Source organism: Bacteroides sp. 41_26 (genome assembly GCF_949740115.1).
Lineage (GTDB): Bacteria > Bacteroidota > Bacteroidia > Bacteroidales > Bacteroidaceae > Bacteroides > Bacteroides nordii.
In genome coordinates, this window is the sequence record NZ_CATJGZ010000087.1 from 64,388 (window position 1) to 85,840 (window position 21,453).

Sequence of the window (21,453 nt, forward strand, 5' to 3'; positions counted from 1 at the left end):
AAACTTTAGTATTAGATTATTTAACGATCTTAACCACTTTCAGCAAATGGTCACCATAATATAATTTAAGAAGGTACAAACCAGATTGTAAATCAGTCACATCTATTTCCGAAATATTTGTTTCAGCAGTTTTCACTTCTGAACCAGAGGCAGCGATAAATACAACTCTACTACAATCACCTTTAACAGCAACTGTTTCCGCTCGTTTATCATAGTGAACATAAACAGAGGATGTATCTGTTTGAGATAACCCGGAAGGAGTAGCTGTACTAAAAGTTATTACACCGCAGGCATCCATATTATTATAAGGTTCAGTAGGTCCGATATTCTTCCAAACAGCTCTTTTACGTCCTTTGCCATCATTGTCATTATCAACAATTATTACATCGAAGCCCATACCTTGAGGTAAAGAAGTAAGTTTATCTACATCCAGCTCTTCGCCTTTATCATTAACAAATGCATAAATAGGGATCTGGCACTCTACAACATATCCTTTTCCGTCGGGCTTCATATCATAACAAACTGTAGCCATATCACTCATAGTCCCATATAATACTCCCTCTGTTACAAATGGTTCTCCATAACCTTCTTCTGTCAATGCAGGTGCTATTTGGTAATGTCCAGGTGCCATTACACCATCAATGTAAGCAGGCCCTTGCCCATCTTTCAGATTATCGTTAATATCAAAATAAATTTCTACTTTATCATATTTCCATTGATTTTTTACATCGTTGGCCAACCAAGCCGGATAATGAACATCATCAGTGACATCAACCAAGACATAAATATATTCATCGGTGTAAAACATCTTAAAGAAAGAGGTTACCGTAGGCTCCTCATAATTAAAAACGTTGGTTATATCAACCGGTGTAATATCCTTCCAAATATTATCATCCGCCTTTCCATTCGGATCAATATCTGTTCCTTTATAAATCACGACATCTGAAGCCACTTGCGCCGTAAGATTAGTGGTAGCAACCCATACGGCCAACAACACGAATAAAAACTTTTTCATAATAATAAATTTTAATGTAAGTAAAAACAACTATTTCATTTGTAACTTTCTTTTAAAGAATTCTCCTTGTCGTGTGAGATTGAAGTCAAAATCGTCCAAAAGCGCAGGTGCCCAAGAAGGATCAAAACACCACACTGTGTATGAAATTCCCTTTTTATCAAGATAATTAATAATAGCTTCACCATATTTTTCATCACCTATACATGGAATGTGTTCACCACGTTGTCCTTTCACCACATATCCCATTTCGGTAGCCACCACCGGATAATGGTCAGCGACATGCCCCCAGTTTCTTTCCCATTTATCCTCCCAAGGTGCATCTACCTTTTGAGGATAAGGATGTGTCACATAAGCAACATTATTACGATCTACCGGTTTTTGCACGACTTCATCAAGTAAATAAGCCCAATTCATTCCAGCCACCAAATATACTTTCTGATCATCAATCATATTGATACTATCTATCAACTGTTCCATCAGGGGCTGCCACGCATCCCAACTCAATGGTTTTCCTTGATCACATGGTTCATTAAACAACTCATAAAAAGCCACAGTAGAATTACCCTTATAATGTTCAGCTATAATTTTCCAAAAGTTTATAGTTTCTGCCCAATTGGTAGCATAATTAAAATGAGGATAAACATTTTCCGGCAGATTACCGATAGCATGCCAATCAATAATAACATACATATTGGTTTGCCTGGCCCATTCCACTCCCTGATCCAGTATTTTTAGATAATCTTCTACTCCGCGATAGCGCCATGTGTAAGGATGTATTGGTAAACGTATCACATTACATCCCCAACGCCGCGCTTCTTCAAAATAACGTAAATTCCATTGATTCTCTTTTTTCAACTTATCCGGATCTGAGAAACTCACGCCACACAATCTAACAATCTTTCCTGAATCATTAATAAAAACATTCTTTTTTACTTTTAAGGCAGATGGTTCTTTAAAGGATTGCTTAACTGTTTCCTTACAAGAAACCATTCCTGCCATAAAAAAAAATAAAACAATACCTATTATATGAGAAACTTTCATCTTTTAATATTTTACAAATTTAAAATTCCTAACACTTCCGTTTTCTATAAGAATCCGGATCAGATATACACCCGGAACTAATCCGTCAGTTACAATTCTTGCTTCAGATGAGCCAATACTTTCCTTCTTTATACACTGCCCGGACATAGTAAACAGGGCAATACTTTTCATAGCCTTATCCGCTTTAACGTACACATGATCAGCTGTTACATCAGAATAAATTTCCAAATCTCCAGATTCATTATGTAAAATGCATCCTGTTCCTGACGAAGTGTTATCATAATCTTTTGTGTATTTCTCAAAAATTCTCATTTGAGCTCTTTCCACAGTATAGTTTTTCAGCGGATGAATACTTACCTTATCATTAGATGACCATCCACCTGCTACCCAATATGTAGCAGCAACACGATTTTCTTTGAGATAAGCAATAACTTCATCCAGCAAATTCAACCAGCGAACATCATTTCCTGGTACCCCAAATTCACCTAAAATTCCACGTTGATTATGTTCTTTCAGCCATTCTACAAATGGTTGCAAACGTTTAATATGTTGTTGTGGATCAGAAACTTCCTTATCAAAATCTCCCAAATTATAATGCCCACTTTTATCTTTATCAAAATAACAATGTGCCTGAAAAATCAAATTATTAGCCGGATCATTCAATCCAATTAATCCTCCACCGGTTGAAGGCCACGTAGATGAAGACGCATAACTTTCACCCTCTATTACTATAGGCGTTTGCATATCTACAGTTCTAATAGCATCAATAACAGCTTGTGCTGTCGAATACCATACGCCCTTATCTAAACCATAAGGTTCATTCATTATATCATATCCCCAAATATTCTTGTACATCTGACACTCAACAGCTATTTTCTTCCACACATCAGCTAAATGTTCTTTTGTCAATTTTCCAGAATCACTGATCTTACAAGTTACACCATCAACATTCCTACGACAATAATCATGCATATCAAGCATCACATACATACCGATACGTTCGGCCTCAGCAATTACCTCCTTGATCTTTTTCATATCAAGTTCCATATCCAACGGTCCATTTACTTCATGTTGTACACGTTCCCAACGAAAAGGAAAACGAATAAGCCGTACACCTTTTGATTTAAAATAGTGAAGATCCTTAAATGTTGGATAAGAATAGTTTGTATTAAATACACCATGAACTGTTCCCCCTGAACCTTGCGCCAGATTTACACCTAAATAAGCCTTCTCCTTATCAGGAAGAACATCATCTGCCGATGCCAAATTCCAGTCAACAGAAATAGTCCCTTCTTCTCCTAATCCCATAGCATAGTCACCTTTAAAAGCAAAAATATTATCAATATAGATATTACCCGAGCCACGGAAAAGTATTTTATCTATCTTAGAACAATCCAGTCCGGCTTCTTTCAACTCGTGAACCGGAATATTCACATAATTCCATTCGTCTGTTTTGAGAACAGGAAATAACGAGGAATAATAAGCCGTTTCCGATCCTTGGGCCTGGAATCCAATTTCAAGTGTACCACTCCCTCCTTCGCCATCACAATACATACTGAAATGTATATTCTCCATATCACTAAAGTCAAGTGTAGCAGTTGTATGGAGTGTCATCTCTTCAAGAGAGCATATTCTCAAGACTTTATCAGCCTCCGTAAGACGGTATACAAGATCAAAATCCGTGAGGCCAACAGTACCACCTTCTTCAAGATTGGCTATATTGTTGTATTTGTCCGTAAAAACAGACTTAACAGTTTTAGGGGCTAATATCGGCTCCGGCGCAGGTTCTATATATATTATGGGTGTCCCAACCGGATCACCTTTATACGTATATATATTATCAAAATACAACCTTGTAATAGCAAAGCCATTGCCGCTGAATATTTTAGAAACAATAATGTTAGTTAAGTCAGCACTCTTAAACACACTCATCGGTATGTCAAAACTTGTCCATCCGGCATTTAAGGTTAGAGCATCTGTGTTTGCTTGTGACGACCAATTACCAAGACCGAGTTTAATAGTACGTGTACTTTCTGCCCAAACATCAAAATGGAGATAATCCATGCCATCAAGATTTAGAGTCGGGTCAAATTTAACCAAGGCCCAGTTTAATAAATTGAACCTAAGCATATTATCACCTTCAAAAGGTGTTACTACTGCCATTTCCGCTGCCGGGCTGCCGGGATTGTTTAAAATTAAATTAGTAATGTTGTCATAGGCATCACTAAAAATCGATTTTACATCCGTATCTTTATGCTTAGGTGTAGGAGCAGCCACCGTAGGTGCATTCGGATCCACTGAGGGATTATCGCCGCCTAAATCCCCATAAGCGTAAATGTTATCAATATAGACAGTCCTATCATATCCACCGCCATTTATAAAACCTATTTTACTTATCTGGGTAAGATCAGGTATTTTTCCAGCAGGCAAATTTCGGTAATCATCCAGTTTAATCTCGATTTTATTCCATCCTTCTACTAAAGGTGTTGGTATTGTGACAGAAGCACCCTGTCCAAAATAAACTTTTAAAGTAAATCCGGTTTTAACTACATAAATGTCAAAGCAAAGTGCTTCGCAATCATCAAGATTTATCGTAGTGCCTAATTCGACAAAAGACCATCCGCCAAGACCCTGATCAAAATAAATCATATCATTCCCCATCACAGACTTTACAGTTGCAGTAGCGCTTCCTCGCCCACTAAAGCCTTTAATAGATGTAATATCAGTATATTCATCACAAAAAATCGATTTGACAGAAGCTGCTTCCTGAGTTGGGGGAACAGGGATTGTTTGGGGTGGATTACTAACATCTGCGAAAATATCTTGCGTAGCTAGCAATAAGATAGCTACCAAATAAAGAATTTTAGTAAATATTCCTTTTTTCATAATATTACTTTTTAATGATTAATACCGGCAACAAATATATTAGGCTTTTTATTCATCAGAGGACAATATCCGACAGAAAAAAAACAATTGATAACAAACTCACGATTTATATTCCCCAAGATATACTGCATAAGTACAATATCAATATAATAATCTATATATCAATGAGATAGCATCCACAAAAGGAATTAAAGAGTAACCAAAAAGAACAAAATATAACAAGAAAAGACAAATATATTACAACTAATAAAGTAATGTAACAAAGAAATAAATCAATCTTATCATTTTCTCTACCCAATAGAAGGTAGCCCCATAAAAAAATAGATTCTATATCAGTGAAAAAAATATGCGCTTTTCACATTCCATTTTTTTTAATAAAATATGGTATTCCATTTCATACGTAAATCATATTTTTGTTTTCTTCTTGCAAATTCAGGATTTTCTTAATAACTTGCCACTGTGTTTTTTAAATCCATTGAATAAATGCTATTTCAAATCGGTAACTAAATTCAAGGTAAAAAGAAACACTATTTTTATCTCAAACTTTTAAAATTAAACAGGTTCTAAATAAAATGTTTAATTTTGCTTACGTTTTTCAATCAAAATAAAACTATGAAACATACGCTTGTCCTGGCAATACTTTGTTGTCTAATACAATTCGACGTGCAAGGTTCCTGCTTCCGAAACTATCAAAAAGAAAATGGCTTATCTAACAACTGTGTGTGGGCAATCATGCAAGATAGCCAAGGGTTTATCTGGATTGGAACGAATGACGGGCTTAATCGTTTTGACGGGAAAAATTTCAAAGTATACAAAAATCGTCTTCAAGACTCCTTATCAATTGGGCACAATTTTATACATTGTATAAAAGAAGATTCAAAGCATCGAATGTTAATAGGAACACGCAGAGGACTATATTATTATGACCGGGAATACGATCACTTTCATCATATTGCTTTAAAGAAAGAAAAACAAAATGATATCACTGTAAATGACATAATGGAAGATTCCCATGGCAACATTTTGATCGCAACTCATGGTGAAGGATTATTCCAATTAGACAATAATCTTCGTGTTCAAAAACACTTTGTAGCCTCAAAAACGCCCCAAAGTATTCCATCAAATTTTATTTGGACAATAGTAAACGATCAACAAAATAATATTTGGCTAGGAACAGCAGGGTATGGTCTTGTGCTTTTCAGTTCATCAAATGACACATTTACTCCAATAAAACATCCTAAACTCGACGTAAACAAACAATCAATATATTCCATCTATTGTGATGAAGATAATAATTTGTGGATAGGTACTTTCACAAACGGTCTTTTTAAATATAATCCTACAAAAAATGAATGTAGCCATTATCTTTCCAATATTGGTAATATAAAATCGATAACCCCCTACTCAGACAAGGAACTCATCATGGGATCAGACAAAGGCCTCATACTCCTGAATAAATCGACAGAAAGGTTTCAAATAGTAAAAGAAGAATATTCCGATAGGAGCATAGTCGATAACTCTACATTCTGTATTTCTCGTGACAAAGAAGGGGCATTCTGGGTTGGAACCTATTTCAACGGAGTCACTTATTTCGCTCCAAACGTCAATAAATTTATATCCTTCTACGATATAGAAGAAGCAACTGCTCAAAAACATTCCATCACCAGCAGTATGGTGGAAGATAACAAACAGAATATATTGTTATCTACCCATAATAATAACATTGTATACCGTTACAATCCCCAAACTAAACAATTAGGTAATACCTTTATGTTGGATTATCACAATATACAAAACCTTTATTTATCCAATGACACATTGTACGTAAGTATTTACGGAAGAGGAGTGAGAATCATTTCTGCTACAAATGGTAAGGTAATTGCAACAATCCCACTCAATACGATTGAAGGAAAATCAATATTTAAAACCCAAAACGGTACTCTAATATTTGCCCTGGAAGAAGGCGGATGTGCCATCATGTGCCCCGGACAAAAATTAAAAAGGCCAGAAGCTTTATCTGGTCGTCCTATTTCAGATATGACAGAAAGTGCATCAGGAACAATTTGGTTTGCTACACATGCTTATGGGCTTTACTGCTTATATCCCAATGGAGAATGGCAACATTTCTCCGACATTTCCAATAAAATTGATATAAATAACCTCAGCTGTTTATTATATAACAGAGAAAAAAATGATTTATGGATAGGAACTAAAGAAAAAGGAGTAATTGTCTTTAATATAGCTCAGAAGAAAATCAAAAACATATTCAATCTTGAGAATGGAATGCCTTCAGACATCATCTACTCAATCATAGATGATAAATATGGAAATATATGGATTAGTACTCCAAAAGGATTAGCACAGATTGTTCAAAACAGTACAACTGAGTATATCAAAACATTTGGCTATATTGGACAAGAGATACAATACAACTTTAGATGCGCCCTACGTGGATCTGCCGGCCTGCTCTATTTCGGAGGCACGAATGGATTTATTTCAATTAACCCATCAGAATTTACAGAAAATAACATCACTCCTCCTATACATATCACCAGTTTCAAAGTTTTCAATGAAGAATTACCTATAGGTCAAAGTTCCCCTTTAAAAAAATCGATAAGCAATACAAAAGAAATTGTGCTCTCTTCCAAACAATCAACCTTCAGTTTTGATTTTATTGCATTAAGTTATATTTTTCCGGAAACTAACAAATATGCATACATGCTAAAAGGATTTGATAAAAACTGGAATTACACATCAAATAATACAGCATATTACATGAATATACCTCCAGGAAAATATACATTTACTGTAAAAGGAAGTAATAATAATGGAATCTGGAATAATAATGGTTATAGTATAGCGCTCCGAATCAGACCTCCTTTTTGGCAAGAGTATTACATGATTATACTCTATATCATCCTATGTACCATCATCGTAAGCTATGTTATCAATCGATACAAAAAGCATTTAATAATTGAAAACGAAAAGAAACAATACAGATATCAGGTAGCTAAAGAGAAAGAAACATATGAAGCAAAAATTAATTTCTTTACTAATATAGCTCACGAAATAAAAACCCCACTCTCACTTATTACCGGACCACTAGAAATGATTATTGCCACCAAAGATGGTAATATGCAAACACAAAAATATTTGTCAGTTATTAAACGAAATACGGACCGTCTACTAATACTTATTAATCAATTACTTGACTTCAGAAAAATAGAAAACGATATGTTTATTCTGAACATCAGTCAACAAAATATAACCCAAATCGTACAACAAGTTTACAATCAGTATAAGCAAAGTTCTTACCAGCAACAAATAAAAATATCATTCGAAGCAGAAAATGAACCAATTATTGAAGATGTAGACCCTGAGGCTCTCTATAAAATAGTGAGTAACCTTGTTTCTAATGCTGTAAAATTCACTAAAACACAAATCAACATAAAACTACAAAAAGAGAATGATTCTAAAATTCTTATTTCCATCATTGATGACGGAAATGGTATCAGAAGTAGCGAACAACAGAAAATATTTCTTCCTTTTTATCAAATACAAGAAACAAAACAGCATTTTCAAAATCTTGGAGGGACAGGAATTGGTCTTTCTTTCTCAAAAGCACTGGCACGTAAGTTAGGAGGAGATATTCAAGTTCAGTCCGAATATGGTAAAGGAAGTATCTTCACATTAGTACTGCCGGCCAACCCGTTAAAAGAAAAACTAATAATGAAACATGAGATTATCGAAACAGAGATACCTCCTACAGAATCCCCCAAATCAGTCCACCAGAAATCAAAACAGGTCATTTTGATTGTAGAAGACAATGCAGAACTTCGGACCTTTATAAACGACTGTTTATCCGATAACTATACTGTTTTAGAAGCAAAAAACGGAGTAGAAGCAATGAGTATTCTGAATAGTGGCAATATGATCGATATCATAGTTTCGGACATACTAATGCCTGAAATGGATGGATTGGAATTATGCAATCAAATAAAAAGTAATATTTCATTCTCCCATCTTCCTCTTATTTTGCTGTCGGCAAAGACTGATACAGGAACCAAAATTAACGGCTTAAAAAAAGGCGCAGATGTATATATGGAGAAACCATTTTCTATAGAACAATTAAAGGCACAAATCAATAGTGTTCTTGAAAACAGACATAATATACATAAGAAGTTCATCGAATCACCTTTAGAGTATTATAAACTAAACAATGAAACAGATAGCGAGAATGCACTATTTATCAAGAAGTTAAATGAGCTCATCCTGGAAAATATGTCATCAGAGGAATTTTCTATAGATAATATAGCTTCTGATTTTGCCATTAGTCGTACTAGCTTACATAACAAAATTAAAAGTATTACTGGAGTAACTCCTAATAATTATATTAAACTTATTCGTTTAAATAAAAGTGCAGAGTTGTTGGCCACAGGCAAATATAGAATAAATGAAGTTCGCTTTTTGGTTGGATTTAATTCAGCATCTTATTTCGCTAAATGCTTTTATGAACAATTTGGTAAATTTCCAAAAGATTTCACACAAGATATCACACAATAAAGTGTTATTTTTCAAATAAAAGAAATTATTCAACAACATATCATTATTATTTCCGGTTTATTTAATTACCTTTACCGGAATATTATCAAATTCGTACAACAAACATAAACAAAGAATATGTTAATAAAGGTTTGTGGCGCTGCCATACAAGGTATTGACGCAACGATCATTACCATCGAAGTAAACAGCTCAAGAGGCTGTATGTTCTACCTGGTTGGTTTGCCCGACTCTGCTGTGAAAGAAAGTCATCAACGCATCATTTCTGCCTTACAAGTGACCGGATACAAGATGCCTACCAGCAATATTGTTATCAATATGGCTCCGGCAGACATTCGCAAGGAAGGATCAGCCTACGACCTTCCCCTCGCAATAGGTATTCTTGCTGCCAATGAAACCATTTCCTGCGAGAAACTCCCTCACTATCTGATGATGGGTGAGCTAAGCCTTGATGGAAGTATACAACCCATTACCGGTGCATTGCCCATCGCTATTAAAGCACGTGAAGAAGGATTTGAAGGGCTGATCGTACCGCAGCAAAATGCACGCGAAGCAGCAGTTGTTAATAACCTGAACGTGTATGGTGTAACCAATATCCGGGAAGTAATTGAATTTTTCAATGGGAAGCAGGAACTACAGCCTACCATAGTCAATACCCGGGAAGAATTCTACGCCCAACAGGAAAATTTTGAATGCGATTTCTCTGATGTAAAAGGGCAGGAAAATGTAAAACGCGCTCTTGAAGTAGCAGCAGCCGGCGGACACAATCTGATTCTCGTTGGCGCCCCTGGTTGCGGTAAATCAATGATGGCTAAGCGCTTACCTTCTATACTCCCCCCTCTTTCCCTGGGCGAAAGTCTGGAAACCACCAAGATACACTCTGTTGCCGGAAAATTGGGACGTAATGCCTCACTCATATCCAAACGTCCTTTCCGCGATCCACATCATACCATCTCACAAACAGCAATGGTAGGAGGAGGTAGTTTCCCTCAGCCGGGCGAAATTAGCCTGGCACATAATGGTGTACTCTTTCTGGATGAGTTACCAGAGTTTCAAAGAGGGGTATTAGAAGTACTACGCCAACCATTGGAAGATCGCCGCATCACCATTTCGCGGGTAAAATGCAGTATTGATTATCCTGCCAGCTTTACCTTAATCGCCTCCATGAATCCCTGTCCCTGCGGATATTACAATCACCCTACGAAAGCTTGTGTCTGCTCTCCCGGACAGGTACAGAAGTACCTGAATAAAATATCCGGTCCCCTACTTGACCGAATTGACATACAGATAGAGATAGTCCCCGTTCCTTTTGAAGAAATGGCCAGTAAACGACCGGCAGAACCAAGTAGCGAAATTCGCAAACGTGTGATAAAAGCCCGACAGATACAGGAACAACGCTTCTCCAATCATCCCGGCATCTACTGTAATGCTCAAATGACGAGCAAACTAATCTCTACCTATGCACAACCCGACAACAAAGGACTTACTTTACTAAAAACCGCCATGGAACGCTTCAACTTGTCTGCCCGTGCCTATGACCGTATATTGAAAGTATCACGTACCATTGCCGATCTGGAAGGAAGCGAACAAATACTCCCAGCCCATCTGGCGGAAGCTATCAGCTACCGCAATCTGGACAGGGAGAATTGGGCGGGGTAAAAACATAAATCGTTTTTCCCTTCTAAAAGCTTCATTTTTTTTATAGATCCAGACATTTATGAACTTCTTAACAAGTTTGATAAAGAGCACCTATCCTTTAACTTTACATTATGAAATATATCTATCCAAAAACTCCTTTTTTGCTTCTTTGTCTAACTCTTTCTGGCTATATTTCATTTGGAGTTCTAAATGCTCAATATGCTCCAAATAATTTATTGCAGGATCAAGTGTTTTAACAGCTTCAAGAATGTCTCTCCATTCATTGACGCGATGCTGATAATGTGGAATAGCACTCCCAATAATAGACCATGACATGGGAAATAGTTCGAGATATTTAAAAGATTCAATATCTGGATTTAATTTCAAATATTGTTTTATATACTCACATTTATATTTACCTAAGCAACTTGATACAACAATAAACACCATATGCATATAATTCCGATTATCGTAGTGTCTTTTTATTTGTTTTTTCATAAATTGATATGCTTTATCTTCGTTTTTACCCAAGTTTGTAAAGAACACTTTGACCAACTCATCGTTATTCCAACAATCCAGAGATAAAAAATAATCAATTGAAAGAATCAATATCTCTTCATAATTATCGAGCTGCCATATAAATTCCAAATGCTCGCCATCAAGATCACGAACACTCTGAATATTTTTGTATACCGTTTTAAAGAAATTAACTATCTCTTCGGGGTTGTATTCAATTATCTTTTTCAATATATCATTCGAATAATCATAATGCTGTGAATTCATTCTACAATGATAATATAATTGACAGTACTTTTCGAATATATCTACTGAGTGATTAAATGAATGATCGAAAAAATCAATACCAATATCTATTATAGTATTATCTATATTTATTCGATTATATAAAATATGTATAGCAGTCACATGTAGTTCCTTCAAAGACAGATATTCTCCATAATTGGATAAAATTTGTTCCAAACACCATAAATTCTTCTCGCATAATACTATTTCATTAAAAAAATAAGTTATAAGGTATTTGTAATCATTCTTAATAAAATGGTCGGGCAATAATCTATAGAAATGGGTTATCCAGTTTTTATTATTTGAATGAATATTATCCTCTAAACATACAAGTAGTGGTTTATAATCATCAGGATTTTTCTCAAAATAGGCATTTATAATTGGAACAGTAGAATAATTAAAATTATAATTTTGAATAGCATATCCCAGAAATTTTAAATAGAGTTCTGTATCTTTTATAGCTATGTCAGCAATAATAAGACTTAAAGAAGCAGAATAATCATGTTTTATGAAACTTTGGGAATCAATAGTTGATATATCATTAAAAAGATCAACATATGCATTAAAGTCAAAGTTCTTGCAATAATCAAATAATTTCTGTCTTCGCAATTTTTCATCTTTCTCCCAATCTTTCTCGCTATATTCTCTGGTGAATAGTTTGGAAAGTTTATAAATTCTATTGGTTGCTTTCTGTCTGAATTGTTTTTCATAGGAAATTTTAGAATAATCAAGAGAATCAAGATAGCGATTAACTGATTCACAAGCTTTAAAATCATTAAAATCAAAACCTGTTATCACTTGCGATAGTACGATAGATGAATCAAATTTCCATATTTTCTTTGCTTCATCTTCTCGTGGAAACTCCACAACCATTAGTATATGATAAATTTGATCTTTATAATAAAGGTATAATTGATGAATAGTATTCCATATTTTTGCTCTCAATTCTTTTATTGATTGTGAAGCCGGCAAACAAAAATTATATATTTTGAATTTCGTACCACTACTTTTTATACTGGTAATATGGGTTTTGAGAAAAGTAGGAGCAATGGCTAAGAAAAATTGAGAAAACACAGATTGAAAACCTTCTTTACTTATATGATCGATTAAGAAATCAAATAAGGAATGTTGTATATAATCACCATATAAAAAGTTTTCTTTTTCAAAATTATAATTTTCCTTTAATAAATAGACTAAATATCCTGCTTCATGTGGTTTTTTCTTAATATAGGAAAACATCAATTCTAATGATGATAAAAATAGATTGTCTGAAGTTATCTTAAATTGACTTAGAATTGTCAACGGATCTTTTCTATGTATTTTCAAGCTCATCTTATTTTGGTCATAATCCAGTATGTATCTTTCGCTTTCAACAGTTGGCAGTCCATCAATATATTCCTTGAGATAAGATAGGGATTGTACCTCACAACAGAACCAAAATATGCTGATAACTTTCATCATAGTTTCATGATTAGCCTTTTGTTTTAAATTAGGCCAATAATCCATCAAAATAGCCTTTAGTTCATTTTGAATATTATTATAATCAAAGGCACTGATTAAAGGCTCAATTGAATCATAGAAATTAGCTTCGAAATCAATAAAATATCTAACTAAATTTACAAAATCAAGAATTTTGCTATCAAAAAATACCTTATAAAACAAATAGGTTGATAATATCTGATCTGAGATTTTTACTACCTGATTATCGAAAAGATCTACAAACTCTTTCTCATTGAGTCTGTAGCATGTTTCCCAAAAGATTTCTTCTTCAATTTTAAAAACTGAGAATATTCTGGCATTGGTGTCGATATTATCTTTGGAAATTGTTCTGAAAAAAGAAATTACTCCGAGAACCTTCAACGCATTTTTTGAATCTGTTTCTTTAATTTGATTGTATGAGTCACTAAAATAAATCTCGTATAATTGGGATATATTATCCAGTGAATCAAGGCTTTGCTTATGTTTTACAAGAATTACACACATAACTGCAATCCTTGCATTTCCTCGGGAAATATTAATAATTTTTTCTATATAAAATGTGTTTCCAATACCAAACGATTTTATGATGTCAGTAATAACTTCATCTTTCAAATTGTGTAATAAAATATTTTCCGACTTAAATTCAAAAAGACGATCGTTTATCTTATTGAAAGCATAATCTCTTACAGTAATTACGATTTTCACCTGGTGTTTACGCTTTTCTTTTAATAGATATAATAATATATCTAAATGAGAGGCTATCCTATTCGCATCATCAACCAAAAATAAATAATTTTGTGAATCAGGCAGTAAAGCATGAATGTCTTCATATAAGGATATTCCTTTATTCCCAATGCACAAGAATTTATAAGATGGATCGGAATTAGAAAATAAATTGCAGATTTCCAGTGCATATCTGGATTTTCCCACTCCAGATTTCCCTGATATGATTAAGATATTATTTTCACAAAGCTTTTTTAGCCCTTGTTTCAGTTCCTCTTCTCTTCCCAGAAATTGGTTACTGATAGGAGTAGTTAATTTCAATTCTCTATTTTCATAATAATCGATGAATTCAGAAGGAGTCATTAATTGGCCGGTACCAATCTTGATATCAAGATATGTTTCAATCAAACCAGGATAATTTAGTAATCCATAAGCAAGGTCACTTATTCCATATTGTTCAAAGACACATTGCCAATTATAAGAATAACAAATATTAATAAGTTCTTTAACTTCCGCTGCCGTTAATTTATCGGTATGGCATATAATAACTTTAGAAATATCATCTGGTTTTATTCTAGTCTTTTCTTCATCAAAACATTTTAAGACATCATCTTTTATCTTCTTGAAAAATGATTTAGAGTTTCCTAATCGTTCTTTTGTTGTATATTCAATAAAAGTAAATTTTCCTTCCGGATTCACAAAAAAAGTATCAGGAGTTCCTTTACGGGTCTTTTCTTTACCAATTACTGATCCAACGGGATTAATGGAATTAGGGTTATAAATATAATACAAATATCGATTACACAATTCTTGAAATAGTGCACCATCAATCTGCAATAAAGCATTCTCAATCCTACTAATTATAGCCATACATAAATAAAAATAAATATGACGATAAAGTTAACAATTTATACTTTATTTGATTGAAATTTATAGGTAGAATTTATAATGATTGAGCATTTTTGAAGTTAGTAGAATATTTTGTGGCAGAACACTCCCAGGAATTTATTGAATTTACCAAAGGAAAATTAAAAACTGATACTATGTTACCTCATGAAACGAATTTACAATGAAATTAGATACAAGTGGCAATAATAACTGGTTTTGAAGAAAGCGAGCAGAAGTTGTTAGCTATTACAACCCGAGTAGGAAAAATCTGATGGAATAAGAATTGAGAAGGGAGAAGTACTATGCAGCGTGATAGCGCAGCTTACTTCTCCCTTCTCAATTCTCCCCTCTCCCTTCTATATCATTCTCCCTTCTCAATTCTTATACGTGCATCCACTGCTATCACCTCTTTTTCTGTGGCCAATAGTGGATTGATATCCATCTCCTTTATCTCAGTCGCAAACCGTAACAGAGTAGAGAGACGAACTATTATTTCAGCAAATTTATCTTCATTCACTCCTTTTTGTCCACGGGTACCCTGAATTATTTTATAAGCCCGGAGCGAGTGAATCATAGAATAGGCTTCCTCATAAGACAACGGGGCAAGGCCGGAAGAAACATCTTTCAATACCTCCACAAAAATTCCTCCCAATCCACACAACACCACATGCCCGAACTTCTCTTCGTATTTGGCACCAATGAACAACTCTGTACCTTTCAGCATAGGCTGTACCATGATAGCATGCGCTTCCGGTATCTGCATCATCCTATCGAACTCTAACGCCAGATGCTGCTCTCCTTTTATATTCAGCACTACACCACCTACGTCCGATTTATGCACAGGTCCTACGACCTTCGCCACCACAGGAAATCCACAACGACGGGCAAAAGCAATCACCTCTTCTTTATTTCCCGAAACAAACTCGTCAACAATCGGAATACCTGCCGAGTGGAGCAATGCCTGCACATAATGCGGCTCGATATATCCATTTGCCGGAATAGAGTCAATGATGCGACGAATACGGGGAACATCCACACCAAAAAGTTCAATCTCATTCGTTGCCGGCCGCGGTGCATTTACAATGCGCGACAAAGCCGTACCAAGTGTCACTTCATCTGCAAAGTTCACATGCCCTTTGGCAAGAAAAGCTGCCACTTCTGCCCCTGCCGTATTAATAGACGGAAGAATAGGGAAAATAGGCTTACGGCAAGTCTGCATCTTTTCGTGCAATACATCGTACATTTCAAACATAGTCACTAATCCCGGTGTACCGAAAATGGCCATCATGGCATCTATATTTTCAAACTTCTCTTCACAATAATCAATACAGAGACGGAGGTGCTCCGGTGTACCGGTAGCAAGGATATCAATCGGATTTCCTACAGCAGCACCGGGAAATAATCCGGCTTTCAGTTCATCTGCCGCCTCACCTTCCAGCCGAGGGACATTCAATCCGCCTTTACTTAGGGCATCGGTCAGCATCACTCCCGGACCACCGGCATGGGTGATAATAGCAAAGTTCTTACCTCTCAGCTCCGGCAAAGTAAAGACACAGCCTACCGTAGTAAGCTCCTCGCGTGAATAGCAACGCACGATACCTGCCTTACGGAACAATGCCTCTACGGCAGAATCGGGACTTGCAATAGCCCCTGTATGTGAGGAAGCTGCACGACTGCCACTTTCGGAGCTTCCAGCCTTGATCGCTGCAATTTTACATCCCTTTTTTATCAGCGATGAAGCATGGAACAACAGTCGGTCGGGATCACTGATACTCTCTATATAGAGCAGTTTAATTCCGGAATCTTTCTCCGGATCAAATGTTTCATCCATATATCCCAGTACATCTTCCACGCCAATCTGTTTGGCATTTCCTACAGACCATACGGAATTGAACTGCAACCCTTTCGTCACCGCACTCTCGAGAATAAATACCGCCGTAGCACCGGAACTGGAAATCAAATCCACTCCCTTCGGACTGAGTTGTGGTATAGGCTGACTGAACACACTGTGATGCCAGGTATTCATCACTCCGATACAGTTGGGACCGATAAGCGATGCGCCATATTTATTTACCGTTTCAAGAATTCGCTCCTCAAGCAAGGCACCTTCATGCGTTTCTTCGCCAAAACCTGCAGAAAGAATAACAAATGCACGGGTCTGTTTTTCACGTGCCAAAGTCTCAACCACATCCGGACACAGGGCGGCCGGAATGGCAAGAATGGCAAGATCGGTATCGGGTACATCTTTTGCATCGGCAAAAGAAGGAATTCCCTGCACTTCTGCTTCTTTGGGATTTATAGCACGAAGTTCACCACGGTATCCTCCGCTGATAAGATTTTTCAGAATAGCGCCTCCGGGCTTATGTACATTGTTTGATGCGCCCACTACGACAATACTCTCTGGGCGGAGCAACTGAGTTGTAATCATACGGCTGTATATTATTCGGTTATTAATGCACAAATATAATGTTTCTTCAGAACAAAAAGTACATAAAAGAGATTCTTTTCATTATACCTTTTAAGACAGGTAAGATATATACTTATAGGAATACAGTATATCAATATATTAGTGATAGCAAACACGGAGTAAGGACAAACAACACCCGGATGTTGTTGATCAAAACATCCGGATGTTATCTATAACAACATGGGGATGTTTTAAGAAAAAACACCCGGATGTTTTCCATTCTTTAAACATGGATAATGTTTGCTTTAAACGTATCTGGTTATTTACTTAAAAGGTACATTAAGTAACGCTTAAAGCATATACTTAAATAGATGTAAGTTCAGGCAGAAAATCTATTTCACTCCCCTACAGTGTTATGAAATAAAGTTGAAAGAGGATTTTATGCAGATTGAGCAGAAAAGTCACTATCTTTGCACACTCACTGAACCGATTATAACAAAAAGACACTATAACAATATGGAAAAGAACTTCAAAAGAACCACAGTGACCTCGGCTTTGCCTTATGCCAACGGCCCCGTTCACATCGGGCACCTGGCCGGCGTATACGTACCGGCAGACATCTATGTCCGCTACCTGAGACTGAAAAAAGAAGATGTACTTTTTATTGGCGGGTCAGACGAACACGGTGTGCCCATCACGATTCGTGCCAAGAAAGAAGGAATCACTCCGCAGGATGTGGTAGACCGTTATCATTTCCTTATTAAGAAATCCTTCGAGGAGTTCGGTATCTCATTTGATGTATATAGCCGCACGTCATCGAAAACACATCATGAGTTGGCCTCAGACTTCTTCAAAGAATTATATAACAAAGGGGAGTTCATTGAAAAAACATCCGAACAATACTACGACGAGGAGGCACATCAGTTTCTTGCCGACCGTTATATCACAGGCGAATGTCCTCACTGTCACTCCGAAGGTGCTTATGGCGACCAGTGCGAGAAGTGTGGTACTTCTCTTTCTCCAACAGATCTCATCAACCCCAAGAGTGCTATCAGTGGCAGCAAACCGGTGATGAAAGAAACCAAACACTGGTATCTCCCACTGGACAAACACGAAGCATGGCTGCGTCAATGGATTTTGGAAGATCACAAAGAATGGCGCCCCAATGTATACGGCCAATGTAAAAGCTGGCTCGACATGGGCTTGCAGCCTCGTGCAGTGAGCCGTGACCTGGACTGGGGAATTCCCGTTCCGGTAGAAGGAGCCGAAGGAAAGGTGCTCTACGTGTGGTTCGATGCCCCCATCGGCTATATTTCCAATACAAAAGAGCTGCTTCCGGACTCTTGGGAAACCTGGTGGAAAGATCCGGAAACACGCCTGATCCACTTTATCGGAAAAGATAATATCGTATTCCATTGTATCGTATTCCCGGCCATGCTGAAAGCCGAAGGTAGCTATATCCTACCGGATAATGTACCGAGCAATGAGTTCCTGAACCTGGAAGGTGATAAAATTTCAACTTCACGCAACTGGGCAGTATGGTTGCACGAATATCTGGAAGACTTCCCGGGCAAGCAAGACGTACTGCGCTATGTGCTGACCGCCAATGCACCGGAAACCAAAGATAATGACTTCACCTGGAAAGATTTTCAGGCACGCAATAACAATGAGTTGGTAGCTGTTTATGGTAATTTCGTAAACCGCGCAATGGTGCTCACTCAGAAATACTTTGATGGATGCGTTCCCGCACAGGGCAATTTGACCGATTACGATAAAGAGACGCTGAAAGAATTCGCCGACGTAAAGGCCGAAGTAGAAAAGCTGCTCAACGTATTCAAATTCCGTGATGCGCAGAAAGAGGCTATGAACCTGGCACGTATCGGAAACAAATATCTGGCAGACACCGAACCGTGGAAGCTGGCTAAAACAGACATGGAACGTGTAGCAACGATACTCAATATATCTCTGCAACTGGTAGCCAACCTGGCTATTGCTTTTGAACCGTTCCTGCCTTTCAGTTCCGAACGCCTTCGCCAGATGCTGAACATGAACAGTTTCGACTGGTCAGAACTGGGACGTGACGACCTCCTCGCCGCCGGACACCAGCTCAACAAACCGGAATTGTTGTTTGAGAAGATTGAAGACAGCGTGATTGAAGCTCAGGTACAGAGACTGCTCGACACCAAGAAAGCCAACGAAGAAGCCAACTATAAAGCCAAACCAATCCGCGAAAACATCGAGTTCGACGATTTTATGAAACTGGATATTCGCGTAGGTACTGTTCTTGAATGCCAGAAGGTGCCCAAGGCAGACAAGTTACTGCAATTCAAAATAGACGACGGACTGGAAACACGTACCATTGTCAGTGGCATTGCCCAGCACTACAAACCGGAAGAGCTTGTTGGCAAACAAGTTTGCTTCATTGCCAACCTTGCTCCACGCAAGCTGAAAGGTATCGTTAGCGAAGGTATGATTCTCTCTGCCGAAAATAATGACGGTAGTCTGGCTGTAGTAATGCCGGGCCGCGAAGTGAAGCCGGGCAGTGAGGTGAAATAGCTCTCATAATTCCAAATAATTCATGAGCGAATCACTTAAAGAAAAGACAGCTAAAGGATTATTCTGGGGCGGATTCAGCAATGGCATACAGCAATTGTTGAATCTGTTCTTTGGGATATTTCTGGCCCGGTTGCTCAATGCCGATGACTATGGTATGGTAGGAATGCTTACCATTTTTATAGCCGTAGCCGGTACCTTGCAGGAAAGTGGTTTCACCAATGCGCTGACCAACAAACGGGAAGTAACCCATAAGGATTACAACGCAGTATTTTGGTTTAGTACCCTGACAGGGATAACCATGTACATTTTACTTTTCTTAAGTGCTCCGCTGATTGCCGATTTCTACGACAAGCCGGAACTTGTTCCACTGGCACGCTATCTGTTCATCGGATTTCTGATCTCGAGTTCTGCTACCGCACACAATGCCGTCTTATTCAAGAATCTGATGGTAAAGCAAAAGGCAATGTCACAAATTATAGCTTTAACCCTCTCCGGGATTATAGGCGTAATTATGGCGTTCAATGGAATGACATACTGGGGAATAGCTACACAAAGTGTGGTTTATATTCTGGTGGTAACCATCTGCTTCTGGCACTTTTCTCCCTGGCGTCCCACACTCAATATAGATTTCAGACCATTGAAAAGTATGTTCGGATTCAGCAGCAAGATACTGGTTACGAATATCTTCACGCAAATCAATAATAATATATTCTCAGTTCTGTTAGGTAAATTCTTCTCAGAAGCAGAAGTGGGCTATTACACGCAAGCCAACAAATGGAACACAATGGGGCACTCGCTCATCACAGGTATGGTTAGCGGCGTAGCACAGCCTGTACTTACTGAGGTAGCCAATGACGCGGGACGCCAACGAAATGTATTTCGGAAAATGTTGCGTTTCACTGCCTTTATCTCTTTCCCGGCTATGTTCGGACTGGCACTTATCGCTCATGAACTTATTGTCATTTCGGTAACTGATAAATGGCTGGACAGTGTGCCTATCCTGCAATTATTGTGTATCTGGGGAGCCTTCCTGCCGATATTGTCTCTCTACTCCAATCTTATCATCAGTAAAGGAAAGTCCGACATTTATATGTGGAATACAATTGCCTTGGGGATTCTTCAGATTATAGTCATTTTACTGGCTTATCCTTACGGTATACATACCATGATCGTTGCCTTTGTGACTGTCAATATTGTCTGGATGCTGGTATGGCACTATTTTGTATGGCAACAAATCCGCCTCAGTCTCTGGAATGCACTGAAAGACGTTATCCCCTTTGCCGCCCTGGCAGGAATCACAATGGTTGTCACCTATTATGCAACGCGCAGTATCGGCAACATATATCTGCTGTTCACCGCTAAGGTAGTGGTAGCCGCTATACTGTATACCTTGCTGATGTGGGGAAGCAATTCTGTTGTTTTCAAAGAAAGCATACAGTTTTTGAAAAGGAAGAAGTAG

General features: G+C 37.3%; 9 protein-coding genes. 4 read left to right on the forward strand and 5 right to left on the reverse strand.

What is annotated here, in order from left to right; genetic code table 11:
- Window positions 1-16: 16 nt before the first annotated feature.
- From QX565_RS13200 to QX565_RS13210, 3 genes are read right to left on the reverse strand one after another with little or no spacing between them, the layout of a single operon-like run.
- Window positions 17-1,015: a sugar-binding protein gene (locus QX565_RS13200; RefSeq protein ID WP_147351260.1), complete on the reverse strand. Its 999-nt coding sequence runs from the start codon at window positions 1,013-1,015 to the stop codon at window positions 17-19.
- A 30-nt stretch (window positions 1,016-1,045) separates the two neighbouring features.
- Entirely contained in the window at window positions 1,046-2,056 is a 1,011-nt protein-coding gene (locus QX565_RS13205) for a glycoside hydrolase family 5 protein (RefSeq protein WP_007482869.1), read from the reverse strand.
- Window positions 2,057-2,059: 3 nt separating this feature from the next.
- Window positions 2,060-4,942, reverse strand: a complete 2,883-nt coding sequence (locus tag QX565_RS13210) for a cellulase family glycosylhydrolase (protein ID WP_122201410.1) — start codon at window positions 4,940-4,942, stop codon at window positions 2,060-2,062.
- Window positions 4,943-5,554: 612 nt separating this feature from the next.
- Here QX565_RS13210 and QX565_RS13215 point away from each other — a divergent pair.
- Both QX565_RS13215 and QX565_RS13220 read left to right on the forward strand, forming a co-directional pair.
- Window positions 5,555-9,505: a two-component regulator propeller domain-containing protein gene (locus QX565_RS13215; RefSeq protein WP_229091525.1), complete on the forward strand. Its 3,951-nt coding sequence runs from the start codon at window positions 5,555-5,557 to the stop codon at window positions 9,503-9,505.
- 117 nt (window positions 9,506-9,622) lie between these two features.
- On the forward strand, window positions 9,623-11,161 hold the full coding sequence (locus tag QX565_RS13220) for a YifB family Mg chelatase-like AAA ATPase (RefSeq protein WP_007482875.1): 1,539 nt from the start codon (window positions 9,623-9,625) through the stop codon (window positions 11,159-11,161).
- 108 nt (window positions 11,162-11,269) lie between these two features.
- Here the strand turns inward: QX565_RS13220 and QX565_RS13225 are convergent, their stop codons facing one another.
- Both QX565_RS13225 and QX565_RS13230 read right to left on the reverse strand, forming a co-directional pair.
- Entirely contained in the window at window positions 11,270-15,013 is a 3,744-nt protein-coding gene (locus QX565_RS13225) for an nSTAND3 domain-containing NTPase (protein ID WP_007482877.1), read from the reverse strand.
- 379 nt (window positions 15,014-15,392) lie between these two features.
- A complete protein-coding gene (locus QX565_RS13230) occupies window positions 15,393-17,459 on the reverse strand; it encodes an acetate--CoA ligase family protein (RefSeq protein ID WP_195570130.1) in 2,067 nt (688 codons plus the stop codon).
- A 495-nt stretch (window positions 17,460-17,954) separates the two neighbouring features.
- Between QX565_RS13230 and metG the strand changes: the two genes are divergently transcribed.
- Together metG and wzx are read left to right on the forward strand one after the other, a co-directional pair.
- A complete protein-coding gene (metG, locus tag QX565_RS13235) occupies window positions 17,955-19,994 on the forward strand; it encodes a methionine--tRNA ligase (protein WP_025866873.1) in 2,040 nt (679 codons plus the stop codon).
- A gap of 22 nt (window positions 19,995-20,016) precedes the next feature.
- Window positions 20,017-21,453, forward strand: a complete 1,437-nt coding sequence (gene wzx, locus QX565_RS13240; protein ID WP_279209240.1) for an O-glycosylation flippase — start codon at window positions 20,017-20,019, stop codon at window positions 21,451-21,453.